Origin of the sequence: Edwardsiella piscicida, assembly GCF_001896205.1 — a bacterium.
Lineage (GTDB): Bacteria > Pseudomonadota > Gammaproteobacteria > Enterobacterales > Enterobacteriaceae > Edwardsiella > Edwardsiella piscicida.
On record NZ_MPNU01000001.1, the window covers coordinates 474245 to 489272 of the forward strand.

Annotated in this window: 19 protein-coding genes; 13 read left to right on the forward strand and 6 right to left on the reverse strand. The window is 59.6% G+C overall.

Going from position 1 to position 15028, the window contains the following annotated elements; translation table 11 throughout:
- Positions 1 to 255 precede the first annotated feature (255 nt).
- A complete protein-coding gene (locus tag BRD58_RS02035) occupies positions 256 to 1368 on the reverse strand; it encodes an acyltransferase family protein (protein ID WP_012847232.1) in 1113 nt (370 codons plus the stop codon).
- A 191-nt stretch (positions 1369 to 1559) separates the two neighbouring features.
- Here BRD58_RS02035 and BRD58_RS02040 point away from each other — a divergent pair, with 191 nt between their 5' ends.
- The 5 genes from BRD58_RS02040 to rlmB all read left to right on the forward strand — a co-directional run bounded on the left by BRD58_RS02040 (position 1560) and on the right by rlmB (position 7193).
- Positions 1560 to 1760 (forward strand): DUF2065 domain-containing protein, encoded by a 201-nt coding sequence (locus BRD58_RS02040; protein WP_015460798.1) that lies wholly within the window; start codon positions 1560 to 1562, stop codon positions 1758 to 1760.
- A 98-nt stretch (positions 1761 to 1858) separates the two neighbouring features.
- Positions 1859 to 3157: an adenylosuccinate synthase gene (locus BRD58_RS02045; protein WP_012847234.1), complete on the forward strand. Its 1299-nt coding sequence runs from the start codon at positions 1859 to 1861 to the stop codon at positions 3155 to 3157.
- A 289-nt stretch (positions 3158 to 3446) separates the two neighbouring features.
- Positions 3447 to 3869 (forward strand): nitric oxide-sensing transcriptional repressor NsrR, encoded by a 423-nt coding sequence (nsrR, locus tag BRD58_RS02050; RefSeq protein WP_015460799.1) that lies wholly within the window; start codon positions 3447 to 3449, stop codon positions 3867 to 3869.
- 39 nt (positions 3870 to 3908) lie between these two features.
- Positions 3909 to 6359 (forward strand): ribonuclease R, encoded by a 2451-nt coding sequence (gene rnr, locus BRD58_RS02055; RefSeq protein ID WP_069578080.1) that lies wholly within the window; start codon positions 3909 to 3911, stop codon positions 6357 to 6359.
- Positions 6360 to 6449: 90 nt separating this feature from the next.
- Positions 6450 to 7193, forward strand: a complete 744-nt coding sequence (gene rlmB / locus BRD58_RS02060) for a 23S rRNA (guanosine(2251)-2'-O)-methyltransferase RlmB (RefSeq protein WP_012847237.1) — start codon at positions 6450 to 6452, stop codon at positions 7191 to 7193.
- A gap of 27 nt (positions 7194 to 7220) precedes the next feature.
- Here rlmB and BRD58_RS02065 read toward each other — a convergent pair whose 3' ends face one another.
- Together BRD58_RS02065 and bsmA are read right to left on the reverse strand one after the other, a co-directional pair.
- Entirely contained in the window at positions 7221 to 7496 is a 276-nt protein-coding gene (locus BRD58_RS02065) for a YdgH/BhsA/McbA family protein (RefSeq protein ID WP_012847238.1), read from the reverse strand.
- 176 nt (positions 7497 to 7672) lie between these two features.
- The gene (gene bsmA / locus BRD58_RS02070) at positions 7673 to 7978 is read right to left on the reverse strand and encodes a biofilm peroxide resistance protein BsmA (RefSeq protein WP_073381499.1); all 306 of its coding nucleotides are present in this window, start codon (positions 7976 to 7978) and stop codon (positions 7673 to 7675) included.
- 168 nt (positions 7979 to 8146) lie between these two features.
- On the opposite strand from bsmA, the gene yjfP reads away from it, so the two are divergent.
- Entirely contained in the window at positions 8147 to 8896 is a 750-nt protein-coding gene (gene yjfP, locus BRD58_RS02075; RefSeq protein ID WP_069578084.1) for an esterase, read from the forward strand.
- Between the two features lie 38 nt (positions 8897 to 8934).
- Here yjfP and BRD58_RS02080 read toward each other — a convergent pair whose 3' ends face one another.
- Positions 8935 to 9204, reverse strand: coding sequence for a YdgH/BhsA/McbA family protein (locus BRD58_RS02080; RefSeq protein ID WP_012847241.1), 270 nt, complete (start codon positions 9202 to 9204; stop codon positions 8935 to 8937).
- Between the two features lie 301 nt (positions 9205 to 9505).
- Between BRD58_RS02080 and rpsF the strand changes: the two genes are divergently transcribed.
- The 5 genes from rpsF to BRD58_RS02105 all read left to right on the forward strand — a co-directional run bounded on the left by rpsF (position 9506) and on the right by BRD58_RS02105 (position 11535).
- A complete protein-coding gene (rpsF, locus tag BRD58_RS02085) occupies positions 9506 to 9901 on the forward strand; it encodes a 30S ribosomal protein S6 (protein WP_012847242.1) in 396 nt (131 codons plus the stop codon).
- A gap of 8 nt (positions 9902 to 9909) precedes the next feature.
- The gene (gene priB / locus BRD58_RS02090) at positions 9910 to 10227 is read left to right on the forward strand and encodes a primosomal replication protein N (protein WP_014524173.1); all 318 of its coding nucleotides are present in this window, start codon (positions 9910 to 9912) and stop codon (positions 10225 to 10227) included.
- A gap of 4 nt (positions 10228 to 10231) precedes the next feature.
- Positions 10232 to 10459 carry a 30S ribosomal protein S18 gene (gene rpsR / locus BRD58_RS02095; RefSeq protein ID WP_000135199.1) on the forward strand — a complete coding sequence of 76 codons (228 nt, stop codon included), beginning with the start codon at positions 10232 to 10234 and terminating at the stop codon, positions 10457 to 10459.
- Between the two features lie 42 nt (positions 10460 to 10501).
- Positions 10502 to 10951 carry a 50S ribosomal protein L9 gene (gene rplI, locus BRD58_RS02100; protein ID WP_015460802.1) on the forward strand — a complete coding sequence of 150 codons (450 nt, stop codon included), beginning with the start codon at positions 10502 to 10504 and terminating at the stop codon, positions 10949 to 10951.
- A gap of 215 nt (positions 10952 to 11166) precedes the next feature.
- Positions 11167 to 11535 (forward strand): DUF488 domain-containing protein, encoded by a 369-nt coding sequence (locus BRD58_RS02105; RefSeq protein ID WP_015460803.1) that lies wholly within the window; start codon positions 11167 to 11169, stop codon positions 11533 to 11535.
- Here BRD58_RS02105 and BRD58_RS02110 read toward each other — a convergent pair.
- Entirely contained in the window at positions 11519 to 12163 is a 645-nt protein-coding gene (locus BRD58_RS02110; RefSeq protein WP_034168258.1) for a LysM-like peptidoglycan-binding domain-containing protein, read from the reverse strand. The two genes, BRD58_RS02105 and BRD58_RS02110, sit on opposite strands and share 17 nt — an antisense overlap.
- Before the next feature lie 248 nt (positions 12164 to 12411).
- On the opposite strand from BRD58_RS02110, the gene BRD58_RS02115 reads away from it, so the two are divergent.
- Complete coding sequence (locus BRD58_RS02115) at positions 12412 to 13032, forward strand: peptidylprolyl isomerase (RefSeq protein WP_012847246.1); 621 nt, start codon at positions 12412 to 12414, stop codon at positions 13030 to 13032.
- 54 nt (positions 13033 to 13086) lie between these two features.
- Here the strand turns inward: BRD58_RS02115 and ytfE are convergent, their stop codons facing one another.
- A complete protein-coding gene (ytfE, locus tag BRD58_RS02120) occupies positions 13087 to 13752 on the reverse strand; it encodes an iron-sulfur cluster repair protein YtfE (RefSeq protein ID WP_073381503.1) in 666 nt (221 codons plus the stop codon).
- Between the two features lie 242 nt (positions 13753 to 13994).
- On the opposite strand from ytfE, the gene cysQ reads away from it, so the two are divergent.
- On the forward strand, positions 13995 to 14735 hold the full coding sequence (gene cysQ / locus BRD58_RS02125) for a 3'(2'),5'-bisphosphate nucleotidase CysQ (protein ID WP_069578088.1): 741 nt from the start codon (positions 13995 to 13997) through the stop codon (positions 14733 to 14735).
- Positions 14736 to 15028: the final 293 nt, after the last annotated feature.

A 15028-nucleotide genomic window follows, 5' to 3' on the forward strand; every position in this document is an offset into this window, starting at 1 on the left:
TCGGCATCGCCCCTGCCTGCGTAATCTGGGCGGCGTAATGCGGTGCGCGGGGCTGGTGTTCCGGTGCCTGGGCGACGCGAGGGATGGGCGGTCGCTGCTGGCGCTTAACCCTAACCCTAACCCTAACCCTAACCCTAACCCTAACCCTAACCCATGCGCGTTGCACCCGTGCTCTGGCGGGGGGAATCGCTGCCTCAATAAAAAAAGGGATACCCTAGGGTATCCCTCTTGCATGCAGGCGGCCTAGCCTTCCTGTCAGGCGGCCGGCATGTGCCCGGCGCTGCGCCGCAGTGTCTTGTTCATCAGTAGTCGTTCAGTTTTCACCGCCAGCGGTTTGAACAGGACCGACAGCCGTTCAATAGTGACCAGCACGATCAGGTACAGGGCGATGGCCTGGGTGGCGTTGAGCACCGACATGTCCATATTGACGCTGAGGAAGATGACGATCACGTGCTGCAACAGCATGATGATATAGGCGCGGGAGGCCAGGCTGAGCAGTATCTGGCTGACCCGCGGCCGACTGAGCCACGGATGCAGCAGCTGATAGGCGCCTTGAACGATAAAGAAGAAGGCGACGGCAAACAGCAGGCTTACCGGCGCCAGCGGGAACAGCACCTCGCGCACCGGCTGGTGGCTGATATGGGCCCAGCTGACGCCGGCGACGATCAGCAGGGCGCCGATCAGCGCCAGCGGCCGCACATAGCGGGTGAACTGCGCCTGCAGGTGGATAAACAGCATCCCGAAGGTAAAGTCGCTGATCCGCACCTGGGCAGACCAGTAAGGGTTGGTGACGCGGGTGTCATAGGCCATCAGTGTGATAGCGACGGTAGCCAGCATGGTCCACATCGGGTAGCGTACAATGGCGCGGTAGATCAGTGGTGAAATGACATACAGCAGGATGATGCAGCCGATAAACCACTCTCCGGTAAAGTACACCGTCTTAATTTCATAAACGCCGTGCAGATAGTGGTCGAAGCCGAGTACTGAGGGCAGCATATCCAGCACCGAGCGGGTGCCGTTGGGGCCAACCTCGACCAGCGGATTACCGGGATAGGTAAAGAAAACCCCCAGCGCCAGCAGCAGCAGAGCCATACCAAAGTAGGCGATGTTATAGGGGATCAGCACCGAGTAGACGCGGCGCAGATAGTATTCGGGGGCCGCGTATTTGCGCAGCGACAGATAGGCGAGCGCGCCGGAGATCATAAAGAAAAACGAGACGCCCAGGCGGCCGATGCCTGCCGTCAGGTATTCGCGTGGGAACGTCAGAACGGTGCTGCTATCGAACATATAGCTGTAGTGCGAGGTGATCACAAAGAGCACCGATACGACGCGCAGAATGTCAAAGAAGTGGTTGCGCCCAGGTTTCATATCGCCTCCAAAAAAAAGTTGGCGGATTATAGCGGATGTCGCGCGAGATTGGCTAAGGAGTGTTCTTAAAATTCCACCCTATTGCGACATGCTGCGGATAGCGCAGGTTTTATTTTTGCATTCCATCGTGTCGATTATAGAATCGCGCTTTTATTCAGACACTCGGTCTGTGCGACCGTTCGCGGGGAAAAATGAATTCGACGATTTGGATGGCATTGGCGCTGGTTTTGGTCGTTGAAGGGCTGGGGCCGATGCTATTTCCACAGGCCTGGCGGCGGATGATCGCCACGATGGCGCAGCTGCCTGATGGTTTATTGCGCCGCTACGGCGGAGGTCTAGTGGTTGCAGGGCTGGTTATCTACTACATGTTGCGTAGTCGCCTCGGCGGCTGATATGTCAGACAAAATTTGCGCAATCGTGTGCGAAAAATGCTGAAAGCTGAAAAATGAGGTGGTAGAATCCATTTTTAACAACGTGGTGAATAGCTAAAATGGGCAAGAACGTCGTCGTACTGGGCACCCAATGGGGTGACGAAGGTAAAGGTAAGGTCGTAGACCTCTTAACTGAACGGGCCAAGTATGTTGTACGCTATCAGGGCGGGCACAACGCGGGCCATACGCTAGTCATTAACGGTGAAAAAACCGTTCTGCATCTGATTCCCTCAGGTATTCTGCGCGAAAATGTCGTCAGTATTATTGCCAACGGCGTTGTTCTGGCGCCGGATGCGCTGCTGCGCGAAATGACCGAGCTGGAAGCGCGCGGTGTACCGGTGCGCGAGCGCCTGCTGCTCTCTGAAGCCTGTCCGCTGATCCTGCCGTATCACGTTGCGCTGGACAATGCGCGAGAGAAAGCGCGCGGTGCCAAGGCTATCGGCACCACCGGTCGCGGCATCGGCCCGGCCTATGAAGACAAAGTCGCTCGCCGCGGCCTGCGCGTCGGCGACCTGTTTGATAAAGAAAGCTTCGCCGTTAAGCTGAAAGAGATTATGGAATACCATAACTTCCAGCTGGTGAACTACTACCACGTCGATGCCGTTGATTACCAGCGCGTGCTGGACGAAGTGATGGCGGTTGCTGACCTGCTGACCAGCATGGTGGTTGACGTTGCCGATCTGCTGAACAAGGCCTATCGCAACGGCGAATATGTGATGTTCGAAGGTGCCCAGGGCACTCTGCTGGATATCGACCACGGTACCTATCCGTACGTGACCTCCTCCAACACCACCGCCGGTGGCGTGGCGACCGGTTCCGGCGTCGGTCCGCGCTGTGTGGACTATGTGCTGGGTATCGTGAAAGCGTACTCTACCCGCGTGGGCGCGGGTCCGTTCCCGACGGAGCTGTTCGATAGCGTCGGCGAGTTCCTGTGCGAGAAGGGCAACGAGTTTGGTGCCACCACCGGCCGTCGCCGTCGCACCGGCTGGCTGGACGCCGTTGCCGTGCGCCGCGCCGTCGAGCTGAACTCGCTGTCTGGCTTCTGCCTGACCAAGCTGGATGTGCTGGATGGTCTGGATGAAGTGAAAATCTGCGTAGGCTATCGCCTGCCGGATGGCCGCGAAGTCGACGTAACGCCGCTGGCCGCCGAGGGCTGGGAAGGCATTGAGCCGATCTACGAAGTGCTGCCGGGCTGGAAAGAGAGCACCTTCGGCGTGAAGCAGCGTGACGGTCTGCCGCAGGCGGCGCTGAACTACATCAAACGCATTGAAGAGGTTACCGGTGTACCGGTCGATATCATCTCTACCGGTCCCGACCGCGAAGAGACGATCGTTCTGCGTCACCCGTTCGACGCGTAATGACCCGATGCGTTATCCAACAAACCGGCCTTATGGCCGGTTTGTTGTTTTGAGCGACTCCCCACCGTTGCGATATCCACCGTTCTTATTAAATAAATTAGTCGCTTTCATCCGGCTGGTTTATTATCCAGTATAGGGTGTGCCTCGCCGCAGCGCCCGCCGCATGCGGTGATCGTGGGCAGACCGGGCGGGGTGCGTTTCCCGCATTGACGGACGAGGTGAGCGGGCCTGCGCGCCGCTCCCCTCTTCGTTACCGGCCGGTAACGCGGCGTGATGAATAGAGGTATTCGTGCAGTTAACCAGTTTTACCGATTTTGGATTGCGCGCCTTGGTATACATGGCGGCGCTGCCGGAAGGGCAGATGACCAGCATCACTCAGGTGACGGAGGTCTATGGGGTGTCGCGCAATCATATGGTCAAGATAATCAACCAGCTGAGTCGGGCCGGCTTCGTGACCGCGGTGCGCGGTAAACATGGCGGGATCCGCCTGGGGCGGCCGGCGAGCGAGATCCGCATCGGCGACGTGGTGCGGGAGCTGGAGCCGCTGACGCTGGTTAACTGTTCGCAGGCGTTTTGCCATATTACCCCGGCGTGCCGTCTGAAGCAGGTGCTGCATCGGGCTACGGACGCCTTTCTGGCGGAGCTGGATCAATGCACCCTGGCCGATCTGATCGAGCACAACCCACCGCTTTATAAACTGTTGCTGGTATAGCGCCGGCGGCAGAATGCTGATGACAACGGAGGAACCCCAATGTCACAAGATCCCTATCTGGAACGTGAAGCTGAAAAGTACGCCTCCCCGATCCCCAGCCGTGAATTTATCCTGATGCACCTGGCCAAGCGCAAGACGCCCGCCAGCCGAGAAGAGCTGGCCCAGGAGCTGGCGCTGAGCAGCGAGGAGGATCTGGAGGCATTGCGTCGTCGCCTGCGCGCCATGGAGCGCGACGGGCAGCTGATTTTTACCCGCCGCCAGTGCTATGCGCTGCCGGAGCGTCTTGATCTGATTAAAGGAACGGTGATTGGTCACCGCGATGGCTTCGGCTTCCTGCGCAGCGAGGGGCAGAAAGACGATCTCTATCTGTCGCCGGAGCAGATGAAGATGTGCATGCACGGCGACGTGATCTTGGCGCAGGTGACCGGCACCGATCGGCGCGGGCGCAAAGAGGTGCGCGTGGTGCGCGTGGTGGAGCCGCGCACCGGGCTGATCGTCGGGCGCTACTTTACCGACGCCGGTACCGGCTTTGTGGTGCCGGACGATGGCCGTCTGAGCTTTGATATCCTGATCCCGTCGGATGCCATCGCCGGCGCCCGCATGGGCTATGTGGTGGTGGTCGAGCTGACCCAGCGTCCGACGCGGCGCACCAAGGCCGTCGGCAAGATCGTTGAGGTGCTCGGTGACAATATGGGCACCGGCATGGCGGTCGATATCGCCCTGCGCAGCCATGATATTCCCCACTCTTGGCCGGAGCAGGTCGAGCGTCAGGTGGCCGATCTGAGCGAAGACGTTCCCGAGGCCGCGAAGGTGGGACGTATCGATTTGCGCGATCTGCCGCTGGTCACCATTGACGGTGAGGATGCGCGTGACTTCGACGATGCGGTGTACTGCGAGAAGAAACGCGGCGGCGGCTGGCGCCTGTGGGTTGCCATTGCCGACGTCAGCTACTATGTGCGACCCAATACCGCGCTGGACCACGAGGCGCGCAGCCGCGGTAACTCGGTGTACTTTCCCTCTCAGGTCGTGCCGATGCTGCCGGAGGTGCTCTCCAACGGGCTGTGCTCGCTGAACCCGCAGGTCGATCGTCTGTGTATGGTGTGTGAAATGACCATCGCGGCCAGCGGACGCCTCTCCTCCTATAAGTTTTATGAGGCGGTCATGAGCTCCCACGCGCGTCTGACCTACACCAAGGTGGCGCATATCCTGGCCGGCGATCCGGATCTGCGTGCGCAGTACCATGCGCTGGTCAAGCCGCTGGAGGAGCTGCACGCGCTGTATAAGGCGCTGGATCACGCCCGCGAAGAGCGCGGCGGTATCTCCTTTGAAACCGAAGAAGCTAAGTTTATCTTCAACGCTGAGCGGCGCATCGAGCGTATCGAGCCCACGGTGCGTAACGATGCCCATAAGCTGATCGAAGAGTGTATGATCCTGGCCAATATCTCGGCGGCGCGCTTTATGGAGAAAAACCACGAGCCGGCGCTGTTCCGTATTCATGACAAGCCCAGCGAAGACCATGTGATGGCGCTGCGCAGCGTCCTGGCGGAGCTGGGGCTCTCCCTGGGGGGCGGAACTCAGCCGGAGCCGAAGGACTACGCTCTGCTGATGGATAAGGTGGCGGATCGTCCCGACCATGAGATGCTGCAAACGATGCTGCTGCGCTCCATGAAGCAGGCCGTATACGATCCGGAAAACCGCGGTCACTTCGGTCTGGCGCTGCAGGCCTATGCCCACTTTACTTCGCCTATCCGGCGCTATCCCGACCTGTCGCTGCACCGTGGCATTAAGTACCTGCTGGCGCGCGAGCATGGCCACGCCGAGCGCTGGACGCCGAGCGGCGGCTGGCATTACCACTCGGAAGACATGCTGCAGCTGGGGGAACACTGCTCCATGACGGAGCGGCGCGCCGATGAGGCGACGCGCGATGTCTCCGACTGGCTGAAGTGCGACTTTATGCAGGATCACGTCGGTCAGACCTACGGCGGTATCATCACCAGCGTTACCGGCTTTGGCTTCTTTGTCCGCCTCGACGATCTGTTTATCGATGGGCTGGTGCATGTATCGACCCTGGATAACGACTATTACCGCTTTGATCAGATCGGCCAGCGCCTGATCGGGGAGTCCTCCGGCCAGGTATATCGGCTGGGCGATAAGGTGGAGGTGAAGGTCGATGCGGTACATCTGGATGAGCGCAAGATCGACTTCGCCCTGATCTCGACGGCGCGCGGCGTGCGCGGCGCGGGTAAGACGGCTCGGAACAAGGCGCGTCAGGCGAACGGCGGGGCGGAGAAGAAGCCGTCGCGCAGCGCTCGGCGCGGTGGTAAGATGCCGGCCAATTTTGCGCCGGATAGCGTCCAGCGCCGCGGCGATGAGGCCGCTCCTGCCCAGAAAGGCAAGGGAAAAGGCAAAGGTAAAAAGCCGTCGGCTCAGACGCGTAAAATCGCCGCATCGACCAAGGCCAAGCGGGCGCGGAAGAAAACGACCGACTAATGCGCGATACGGACGATATCCCTATTGTCCATTAACCCATCATAACGCCGGCCCCGTGGGGGTCGGCGATGAGCAATAAACCAAATAATTATGAGTGAAATCATTTACGGTATTCATGCCGTTAAGGCCCTGCTGGAGCAGGATCCGCAGCGCTTCCTCGACGTATTCGTGATGAAGGGGCGTGAAGACCGCCGGCTGCTGCCGCTGCTGCAGCAGCTGGAGGAGTGCGGTATCCGGGTACAGGTCGCCCAGCGCCAGTGGCTGGATGAGAAGGTCGAAGGGGCCGTGCATCAGGGGATCGTGGCGCGAGTGAAGCCGGGACGACAGTATCAGGAAAACGATCTGCCGGACCTGCTGGCCGGGCTCGATCATCCGCCGTTCCTGCTGATCCTGGATGGCGTCACGGACCCGCATAATCTGGGCGCCTGCCTGCGCAGCGCCGACGCCGCCGGCGTGGATGCGGTGATTGTGCCGCGCGACCGCTCCGCTCAGCTGAATGCGACCGCCAAAAAGGTTGCCTGCGGCGCGGCGGAAAACGTGCCGCTGATCCGGGTCACCAATCTGGCGCGCACGATGCGTCTGCTGCAGCAGGAGAGCATCTGGATCGTCGGCACCGCCGGCGAGGCAGATCACAGCCTGTATCAAAGCCGAATGACCGGCGCGATGGCGCTGGTGATGGGGGCGGAGGGTGACGGTATGCGCCGCTTAACCCGTGAGCACTGCGATGAGCTGATCAGCATTCCGATGGCGGGCAGCGTCTCGTCGCTTAACGTCTCGGTGGCGACCGGTATCTGCCTGTTTGAAGCGGTGCGTCAGCGTAGCGCCAAGGCCTAACGACGCGCGTCGTTAGCGGCGTGCGACTCAGCGGTAGAGCGCGGCCGTCGCCTGCCACCCTTGCTGACCATCGCTTTCCCACATGTGTAGAATGCGGTAATAGCGGGCACCGCGCTGGTCTGCCTGGTGGGCGATGCGCCGTTCGACATCCTGGGGATTGCCCACGATCCCCCTTAGGGAGATCATCCCCATCCTGCTGAGATCGGTGACGAGGTCGGCGCGGGCATATTCGGCCGACTGCGCCGAGGTGCCGATCAGGCCAATAGAGAAAAGCAGCGATGTGAGTAGCGGGGAACGGCTCATGGCAGCCTCCAGGTAAGGGTCCGTTATGGACGTGGACTTTGGCTGCGCCGTCCCTCCTCATTGCTTCACCGTGACGCGGTGAACGCGCGGCCAAAAAATCTACACAGCCGTTTTATAATGAAACAGTGGTTGTAGACTTTTATTGGCAGTATGTAAATTTTGTTAAAAACAGCGGGTTAGCGGTACAGCGTCGCCACGCTATACCACTGCCCCGGCACCCCGGTCTCCTGCAGCATCACAATATAGTAATAGCGGGCGCCGGCGGCATCCGCCCTCTGCTGAATAACCTCCTGAACATTCATCGGGCTGCCATAGACACTGGCGCTAATATTCCACATTTTGCTCAGCCCTTCGGTCTGGTTACGGCGCACCTCCTGCGCGTGGCCTGCGATCGGCGGCGGCATCGGCTTGCCATCCATTACGCTGCAGGCTCCCAGCAGCAGGGTCAACAGCAGGGTCAGGGTCAGTTTGCAGGTTTTCATCGGGCGGTCCGTTGGCTGGGAAAAGGATAGTGATGATTATCTTAGCGCTGTCTGACGCGGATTTCCTGGAGAAACGCCGCATTGCGCGCGCAGAGGCGTCGGGGGCTTGTCTGCGTGCGCTCGCCGGGCGATGATGCGCTTTTGCCGATGTGTATCGAGAGGCTGTCGATGGTTGAAATGTTCGAACAGACGGTGGGCGGGATCCCGCTGCTGCACGCCGTACCCGCGGGTCAGCGCGACAGCGCTTTGCCAACGATCTTTTTTTATCATGGGTTTACCTCCTCTAAGGAGATGTACTCCTATTTTGGCTATGCCTTTGCCGCCGCGGGATTTCGCGTACTGCTGCCGGAGGCGGATATGCATGGCAGCCGCTATGACGGCGATGAGCGTCGCCGTCTGGCCCATTTCTGGGACATCCTAAAATCGAATATCGATGAGCTGCCGTCGCTGTATGACCATTTCCTGCGCGCGGGGCTGATTCTGGACGGGCGGGTGGGGGTTGCGGGCGCCTCGCTGGGCGGAATGACGGCGCTGGGCGCCAAGGCTCGCTATCCCTGGCTACGCGCCACCGCCAGCTTTATGGGGTCGGGCTTTTATCTGTCCCTGTCGCAGCGCCTGTTTCCGCGTCAGCATCAGCCAACGGAGGATGAGCGGGCGTGGGTTCGCCAGCGGGTGAGTGCGCTGGCCGACTATGACGTCAGCGGGCGTCTGGCGCAGCTGGCGGATCGGCCGCTGCTGATTTGGCACGGTTTGGCGGATGATCTGGTGCCCGCGGCGGAGAGTCAGCGTCTGGCGCAGGCCCTGGCGTCGCAGCATCTGATGGATAACGTCAGCGTGGTGACCGAGCCGGGGATTGCCCATAAGATCACGGCGTCGGCGCTGGACTGCGGTACGGTGTTTTTCAGCCGCTGTCTGTAAAATACCGCCGCGTCCTACGGCGCGGCGGTAAGGGGGCGTCAGTGGTAGAGTACGGCGCTGACGTGGATTTGCCCGTGAGAGAGCGGTTCATGAATCGCGATGATCTGGTAGTAGGCGGCGCCGTCGGCGTCGGCCTGCGCCCGAATATCGCTCATGGCATCCTGCACGTTAATGACATCGTGATTGACGCTGATGACGGCAAACTCGCTGGCCGGCATCGCGTTTCCCTGGCTGGCGCTGATTTCAGTGGCCGCCGCGGCGCTGCCGCACAGCAGACACAGTGTGATGAAAGCGAAGGCAGGTTTCATCGGAGGCTCCTTACGGATGGGGTCCGCATTGTCTGATGAGCATCGTCCTGATGATATGTGATTTGCATCACGGTTTAACCCTCTACCTTAACTGTAGCAGCCTCCCGACGGGTGTCCGTTCGTCTTTTGTATCCAATTGTCTCCGGCGGCGCAGAATTAATTTGCGCGATGGCTTGAGTTTCCCCCCCAGCATCAGTATTATGACGCGTCATTTTTCAGCCGCCCACAAATACGTTCCTTGCCTCCATGGGCTGCGGCTGACCCCGACAGGAGGCTGAATAATCCGTAAGGAGCAATTTCGATGCGTCATTACGAAATCGTTTTTATGGTTCATCCTGACCAGAGCGAACAAGTTCCGGGCATGATCGAGCGTTACACTGGTGCCATCACTGGCGCAGAAGGCAAGATCCACCGTCTGGAAGATTGGGGCCGCCGTCAGCTGGCTTACCCGATCAATAAACTGCACAAAGCCCACTACGTTCTGATGAACGTTGAAGCTTCGCAGGAAGTGATCGATGAGCTGGAAACTAACTTCCGCTACAACGACGCCGTTATCCGCAGCATGGTTATGCGTACTAAGCACGCCGTAACCGAAGCTTCTCCGATGGTTAAAGCGAAAGACGAGCGCCGTGAGCGTCGCGAAGATTTCGCTAACGAAACCAGCGAAGAAACTGAAGCTGGGGATTCTGAAGAGTAATTGTCGCAATGACCGTAAATCGTTTGGTGTTGGCTGGCACGGTGTGCAAGGCACCCATACGAAAGGTCAGTCCCTCCGGCATTCCTCACTGTCAGTTTGTGCTTGAGCACAGATCGCAACAGCAGGAAGCCGGATTCAGCCGACAAGCATGGTGCAGAATGCCCGTGATTGTCAGCGGAGCGGGGCTCGAGGCAATGACCCACAGATTAACGGTCGGCAGCGCACTGCGAGTGCATGGCTTCGTCAGTTGCCATATGGGTCGAAATGGCCTGAACAAGTTAGTGCTGCATGCCGAGCAGATTGAATTGATTGATTCTGGAGACTAGCCAAATGGCACGTTATTTCCGTCGTCGCAAGTTCTGCCGTTTCACCGCGGAAGGCGTTCAAGAGATCGACTATAAAGACATCGCTACGCTGAAAAACTACATCACCGAAAGCGGTAAGATCGTACCGAGCCGTATCACCGGTACCCGTGCAAAATACCAGCGTCAGCTGGCTCGTGCTATCAAGCGCGCACGCTACCTGTCCCTGCTGCCGTACACTGATCGCCATCAGTAATCGGCCGCGTTGTCAATTAACGACTTTTGAGAGGATAAGGTAATGCAAGTTATTCTGCTTGATAAGGTAGCAAACCTGGGTAGCCTGGGTGATCAGGTTAACGTTAAAGCAGGTTACGCTCGTAACTTCCTGGTTCCGACGGGCAAAGCTGTCCCGGCAACCAAGAAAAACGTCGAGTTCTTTGAAGCACGTCGCGCAGATCTGGAAGCCAAACTGGCTGAAACCCTGTCTGCTGCTGAAGCACGCGCTGTCAAGATCAATGAACTGGCCACCGTTACCATCGCGTCCAAAGCGGGCGACGAAGGTAAACTGTTCGGTTCTATCGGTACCCGTGACATCGCCGATGCAGTGACCGCTGCCGGTGTTGCAGTCGCGAAAAGCGAAGTTCGCCTGCCGAATGGCGTGCTGCGTACCCTGGGTGATCACGAAGTTCACTTCCAGGTTCACAGCGACGTATTCGCACAGCTGAACGTCGTTGTTGTTGCTGAGTAATTTACTCGCGCAATAACCCAAAACGCCGGCCCTGCGCCGGCGTTTTGCTTTTCTGGCCGTCCTGCGGCATGTACCATGGTAACTTCTGACGGCTGTCTCAGCGGCAGGGCGCGTCGCGACGGTACGTCAGCGCGTATCCCTGGCCATCGGCGCCGGCGCCCCCGAGCGTCTGCGCGGCGGCGGGACACCGGTATCTCATCTGCGGAGGCAATATCATGGCATCGATCGCGCTGCAGCGGGTGTATGACGTGCGGGCACCCTTTTCTCCCCATACCTTTCTTACCGATCGCCTGTGGCCGCGTGGCATCGCCAAGGCGCGCCTGGACGGCGTCAACTGGCTGAAAGAGGTCGCTCCGTCGACGGCGCTGCGTCAGGCGTTTCATCATGCGCATCTAGACTGGCCCGCCTTCGTCGCTCGCTACCGAGACGAGCTGGCGGCCAATCCGCGGGCCTGGCAGCCGCTGGTGCAGCTGCTGCGTCAAGGTGAGTCGCTGACCCTGCTGTACGGCAGCCGCGATAGCCAGTGCAATCAGGCCGTGGCGCTACGCGACTGGCTGCTGGCGCAGCTTAGCGCAGGCGAATAAAGCTGCCGTCGCTTTCTCGACGGAAGGCGATCTGCCGATCGTCCGTGGTCTCGAGTTTCAGGGCGAGAATTTGCCCCTGGGGGCCGCGGCGGATCATGACGTGCTGTCCGGCCTTGAGGTTGCTCAGCGGGCGATCATCGCCTTCGACCCGCGCCATGGCAAAGGCATCGGTGACGTCAAGGTTATGCTCCCGCAGCAGCTGGGCTAGGGTCTGTCCCGGCAGGATCGGGTAGGCTTGCCAGTCGTTGGCATCCGAGGGGGTTGGCGCTTCGCGCTGCGGCTGCAGCGTGGCCTGCATCGGCGATGCCGTCGTTTGGAGCGCGGGAGACGGTCTGGGCGGGGCCGCGTCATCGCTGGGCCACAGTAGCGCCAGCAGTAGCACGGCGCAGGCGACGGTGAGCCAGCGACGGTGAAGGGCGGGCAGCGGCGCCATCCAATCGATGTGATCCGGCCAGTGCCAGAGCGTGCGCAGCGCCGTCCGGCACCGCCGTGGTATACGGCGTAGATCCGCTTTCCGCAGCCGCACGGCGGACAGGGCGATCCCCTGGCGCAGACGCCGCCATATATCCTGGATCGCTACGCCGCTATAGGCGGGTACCTTGTGCTTTTTGGGCGCAATTCTGCCCATGTTAACCTCTCTACCATGACAGGCCGCTATCTCCGTGACCACGCTCAGCCTATACGCTTTGGGACGACAGAAACAGGATAACAATCCGAAAGATCCGACCGCATTAGGGGCGGCGGGCGCCGGCGGTATGTTTACGGCTATTGTTTCTTTTTCGCTGACAAAAGTCACCCTTACGGCGACAAGATTTTACCCACTGCGGCCGCGCTGTTATGCTGCGCGTTCTACTTTCAGTGACTAAAGGAAACATCATGTCGACCCCTGCTTTTGACAGTATAGAAGCGCAAGCAAGTTATGGTATTGGCCTCCAGGTCGGTCAGCAGCTTAATGAGTCCGGTCTGCAGGGCCTGCAGCCGGAAGCGCTGCTGGCGGGGCTGCGCGATGCGATGGAAGGCAATGCGCCGGCGGTACCGGTAGAGACGGTTCACCGCGCGCTGCGTGAGATCCATGAGCGCGCTGACGCGGTGCGCCGCGAGCAGCAGAAAGCGCTGGCGGAAGCCGGTGAGCGCTTCCTGGCGGAGAATGCGCAGCAGGATGACGTGACCGTTACGGAGTCAGGGCTGCAGTTTAAAGTGCTGAAGCAGGGTGAAGGCGCGATTCCGTCTCGTCAGGATAAAGTCCGGGTGCACTACACCGGCCGTCTGGTCGACGGTACGGTGTTTGACAGCTCTGAGCAGCGCGGTGAGCCGGCAGAGTTTCCGGTGGGCGGCGTTATCGCCGGATGGATTGAGGCGCTGAGCATGATGCCGGTCGGCTCACGCTGGCAGCTGTATATTCCGCATCAGCTGGCCTACGGCGAGCGCGGTGCCGGTGCCGCTATCGCACCGTACAGCGCGCTGGTGTTTGACGTCGAACTGCTGGATATCCTGTAATTCGGCTCTATTGCGGGGTCGCACGCCGTGCGGCCCCGTTTTTTTAGGTCGCCTTCAGGTGTCGTTGAGCGCGCGTGGAAACAGCAGATTATTTTCCAGGCTGATGTGCTCCATGAGATCGTTAATCAGCTCGCTAATGCCGGCATACAGCGCGCGCCAGGTTGTACAGGCCCCCGCCGGCGGTGTCATGTTATCCGTCAGGAAGCGGATGACCTCCAGCCGTTCTCCCGCGTCGCGATGCTCATGCTCCATTACCGAGATGGGTCCCTGGCAGCGGGCACCCTCCCCCTGTTCGATCAACGGAAACAGGATACGCTCTTCCTTTATCATATGGTCGTCCAACTCCTGGCGTAGCGAGTCGAGCTGTTTAGCGAGTCCCCGTGGGCAGCCCACCTTGTCGGTATGCACGCGTTCGACCTTCTGTGCCATCAATACCAGTTCGGGCAGCTGCGCGCGGTGACGCTGATGATAGCGGGTGAGGATAAAGGCGGTTAGCTCAGCCAGGGGCGCCTGTTGCCAGTCCCGATGCGGCTGTGGTGCGCTGTCCAGCTCGGCCAGCTGACTTTCCAGCATGGCCAGGTCCAGCGATTGGCGGGCCGCCGCGCGCTGGAGCGTCTGCTTACCGCCGCAGCAAAAATCTAACGCGTGGTGGCGGAATAGACGCGTGGCGCGTGGAATGCTGATGGCCAGTTCACCGAGCGGGCGATCGCGGTATGTCATGATGTGCTCCTTAACGTGTGCTCTATAAGGTGTATTTTAAATGCAATTTATATTGTGCGCCATCCCTTTTGTGGCGTGCAGCGGAATTGCCGTATTTCCCGGGGAAAATTATCGCTTGCGCTGGCGTTTATCGGTGGCAAAACCCATGATGAGCACAGTGGGATACGCCTACGCATTCTGCGAGCGTCGCATGGTGCAATGACGCAGGTGTATCCGTATCCGAACCAGGGGGAGGAGAGCGTATGTTAGAGCAGATTTGTCAGCTGGCGCGCGATGCGGGGGCGGTGATAATGACGGTATATCAGGGCGATCAGCCGCTGGCGCTGGCCTATAAGGGCGATCAGTCCCCGGTCACGGCCGCCGATCTGGCGGCGCATGAGATAATCAAGGCAGGATTACTGCGCATTACCCCGGCGATCCCGCTGCTGTCGGAGGAGGCGCCGCCGGCCTGGCCGCAGCGGCGCGACTGGCAGCGTTATTGGCTGGTCGATCCGCTGGATGGCACCAAGGAGTTTTTGCAGCGCAACGGTGAGTTTACCGTCAATATTGCGCTGATCGAACAGGGGGTACCCACGCTGGGAGTCGTCTACGTGCCGACCAGCGGTGTGCTGTACTGTGCCTGCGACGGTAAGGCCTGGAAAGAGCAGGATGGGGTGCGCATGGAGATCGGGGTACGTAACGCGATCCCCCCGCTGGTGGTGATCAGCCGTTCACACGGCGACGCGGAGCTGACGGACTATCTGCAGCAGCTGGGCGAACACCAGACGATGATGGTGGGATCATCGCTGAAGTTTTGTTTGGTGGCGGAGGGGGTCGCGCAGCTTTATCCGCGCTTTGGGCCGACCCATATCTGGGATACGGCGGCCGGTCATGCCATCGCTTTCGCCGCGGGAGCTCAGGTGCGAGACTGGCAGGGTAAAACGCTAAGCTATATCCCCGCGGAATCATTGTTGAATCCGGGGTTCCGGGTATCGCTGTATTAAGCCCTCGGCGGCGTTCGCGCGGGCGCCGCCGCACGCCGTCATTCTATCGTGCACTGGCGCGCGCCCTCTCCACAGATAAATCTTCCGATTTTTCACGATAAAACCTTACTAATTGCATATAAATTTTACGAACGCTATTACTTTTTGCATACCATTCTGTCAGCTAAGGTAAATTTAGAGAAATATTCGGTATCGGTTGCACTAACGGAAGGTAAAGCTGTCTATAGTTATCGTTCATCGTGCGCTACGTTCGCATGCCGGTTTGGCCGGGGGAAAGTTGCCCCGCTGCGAAT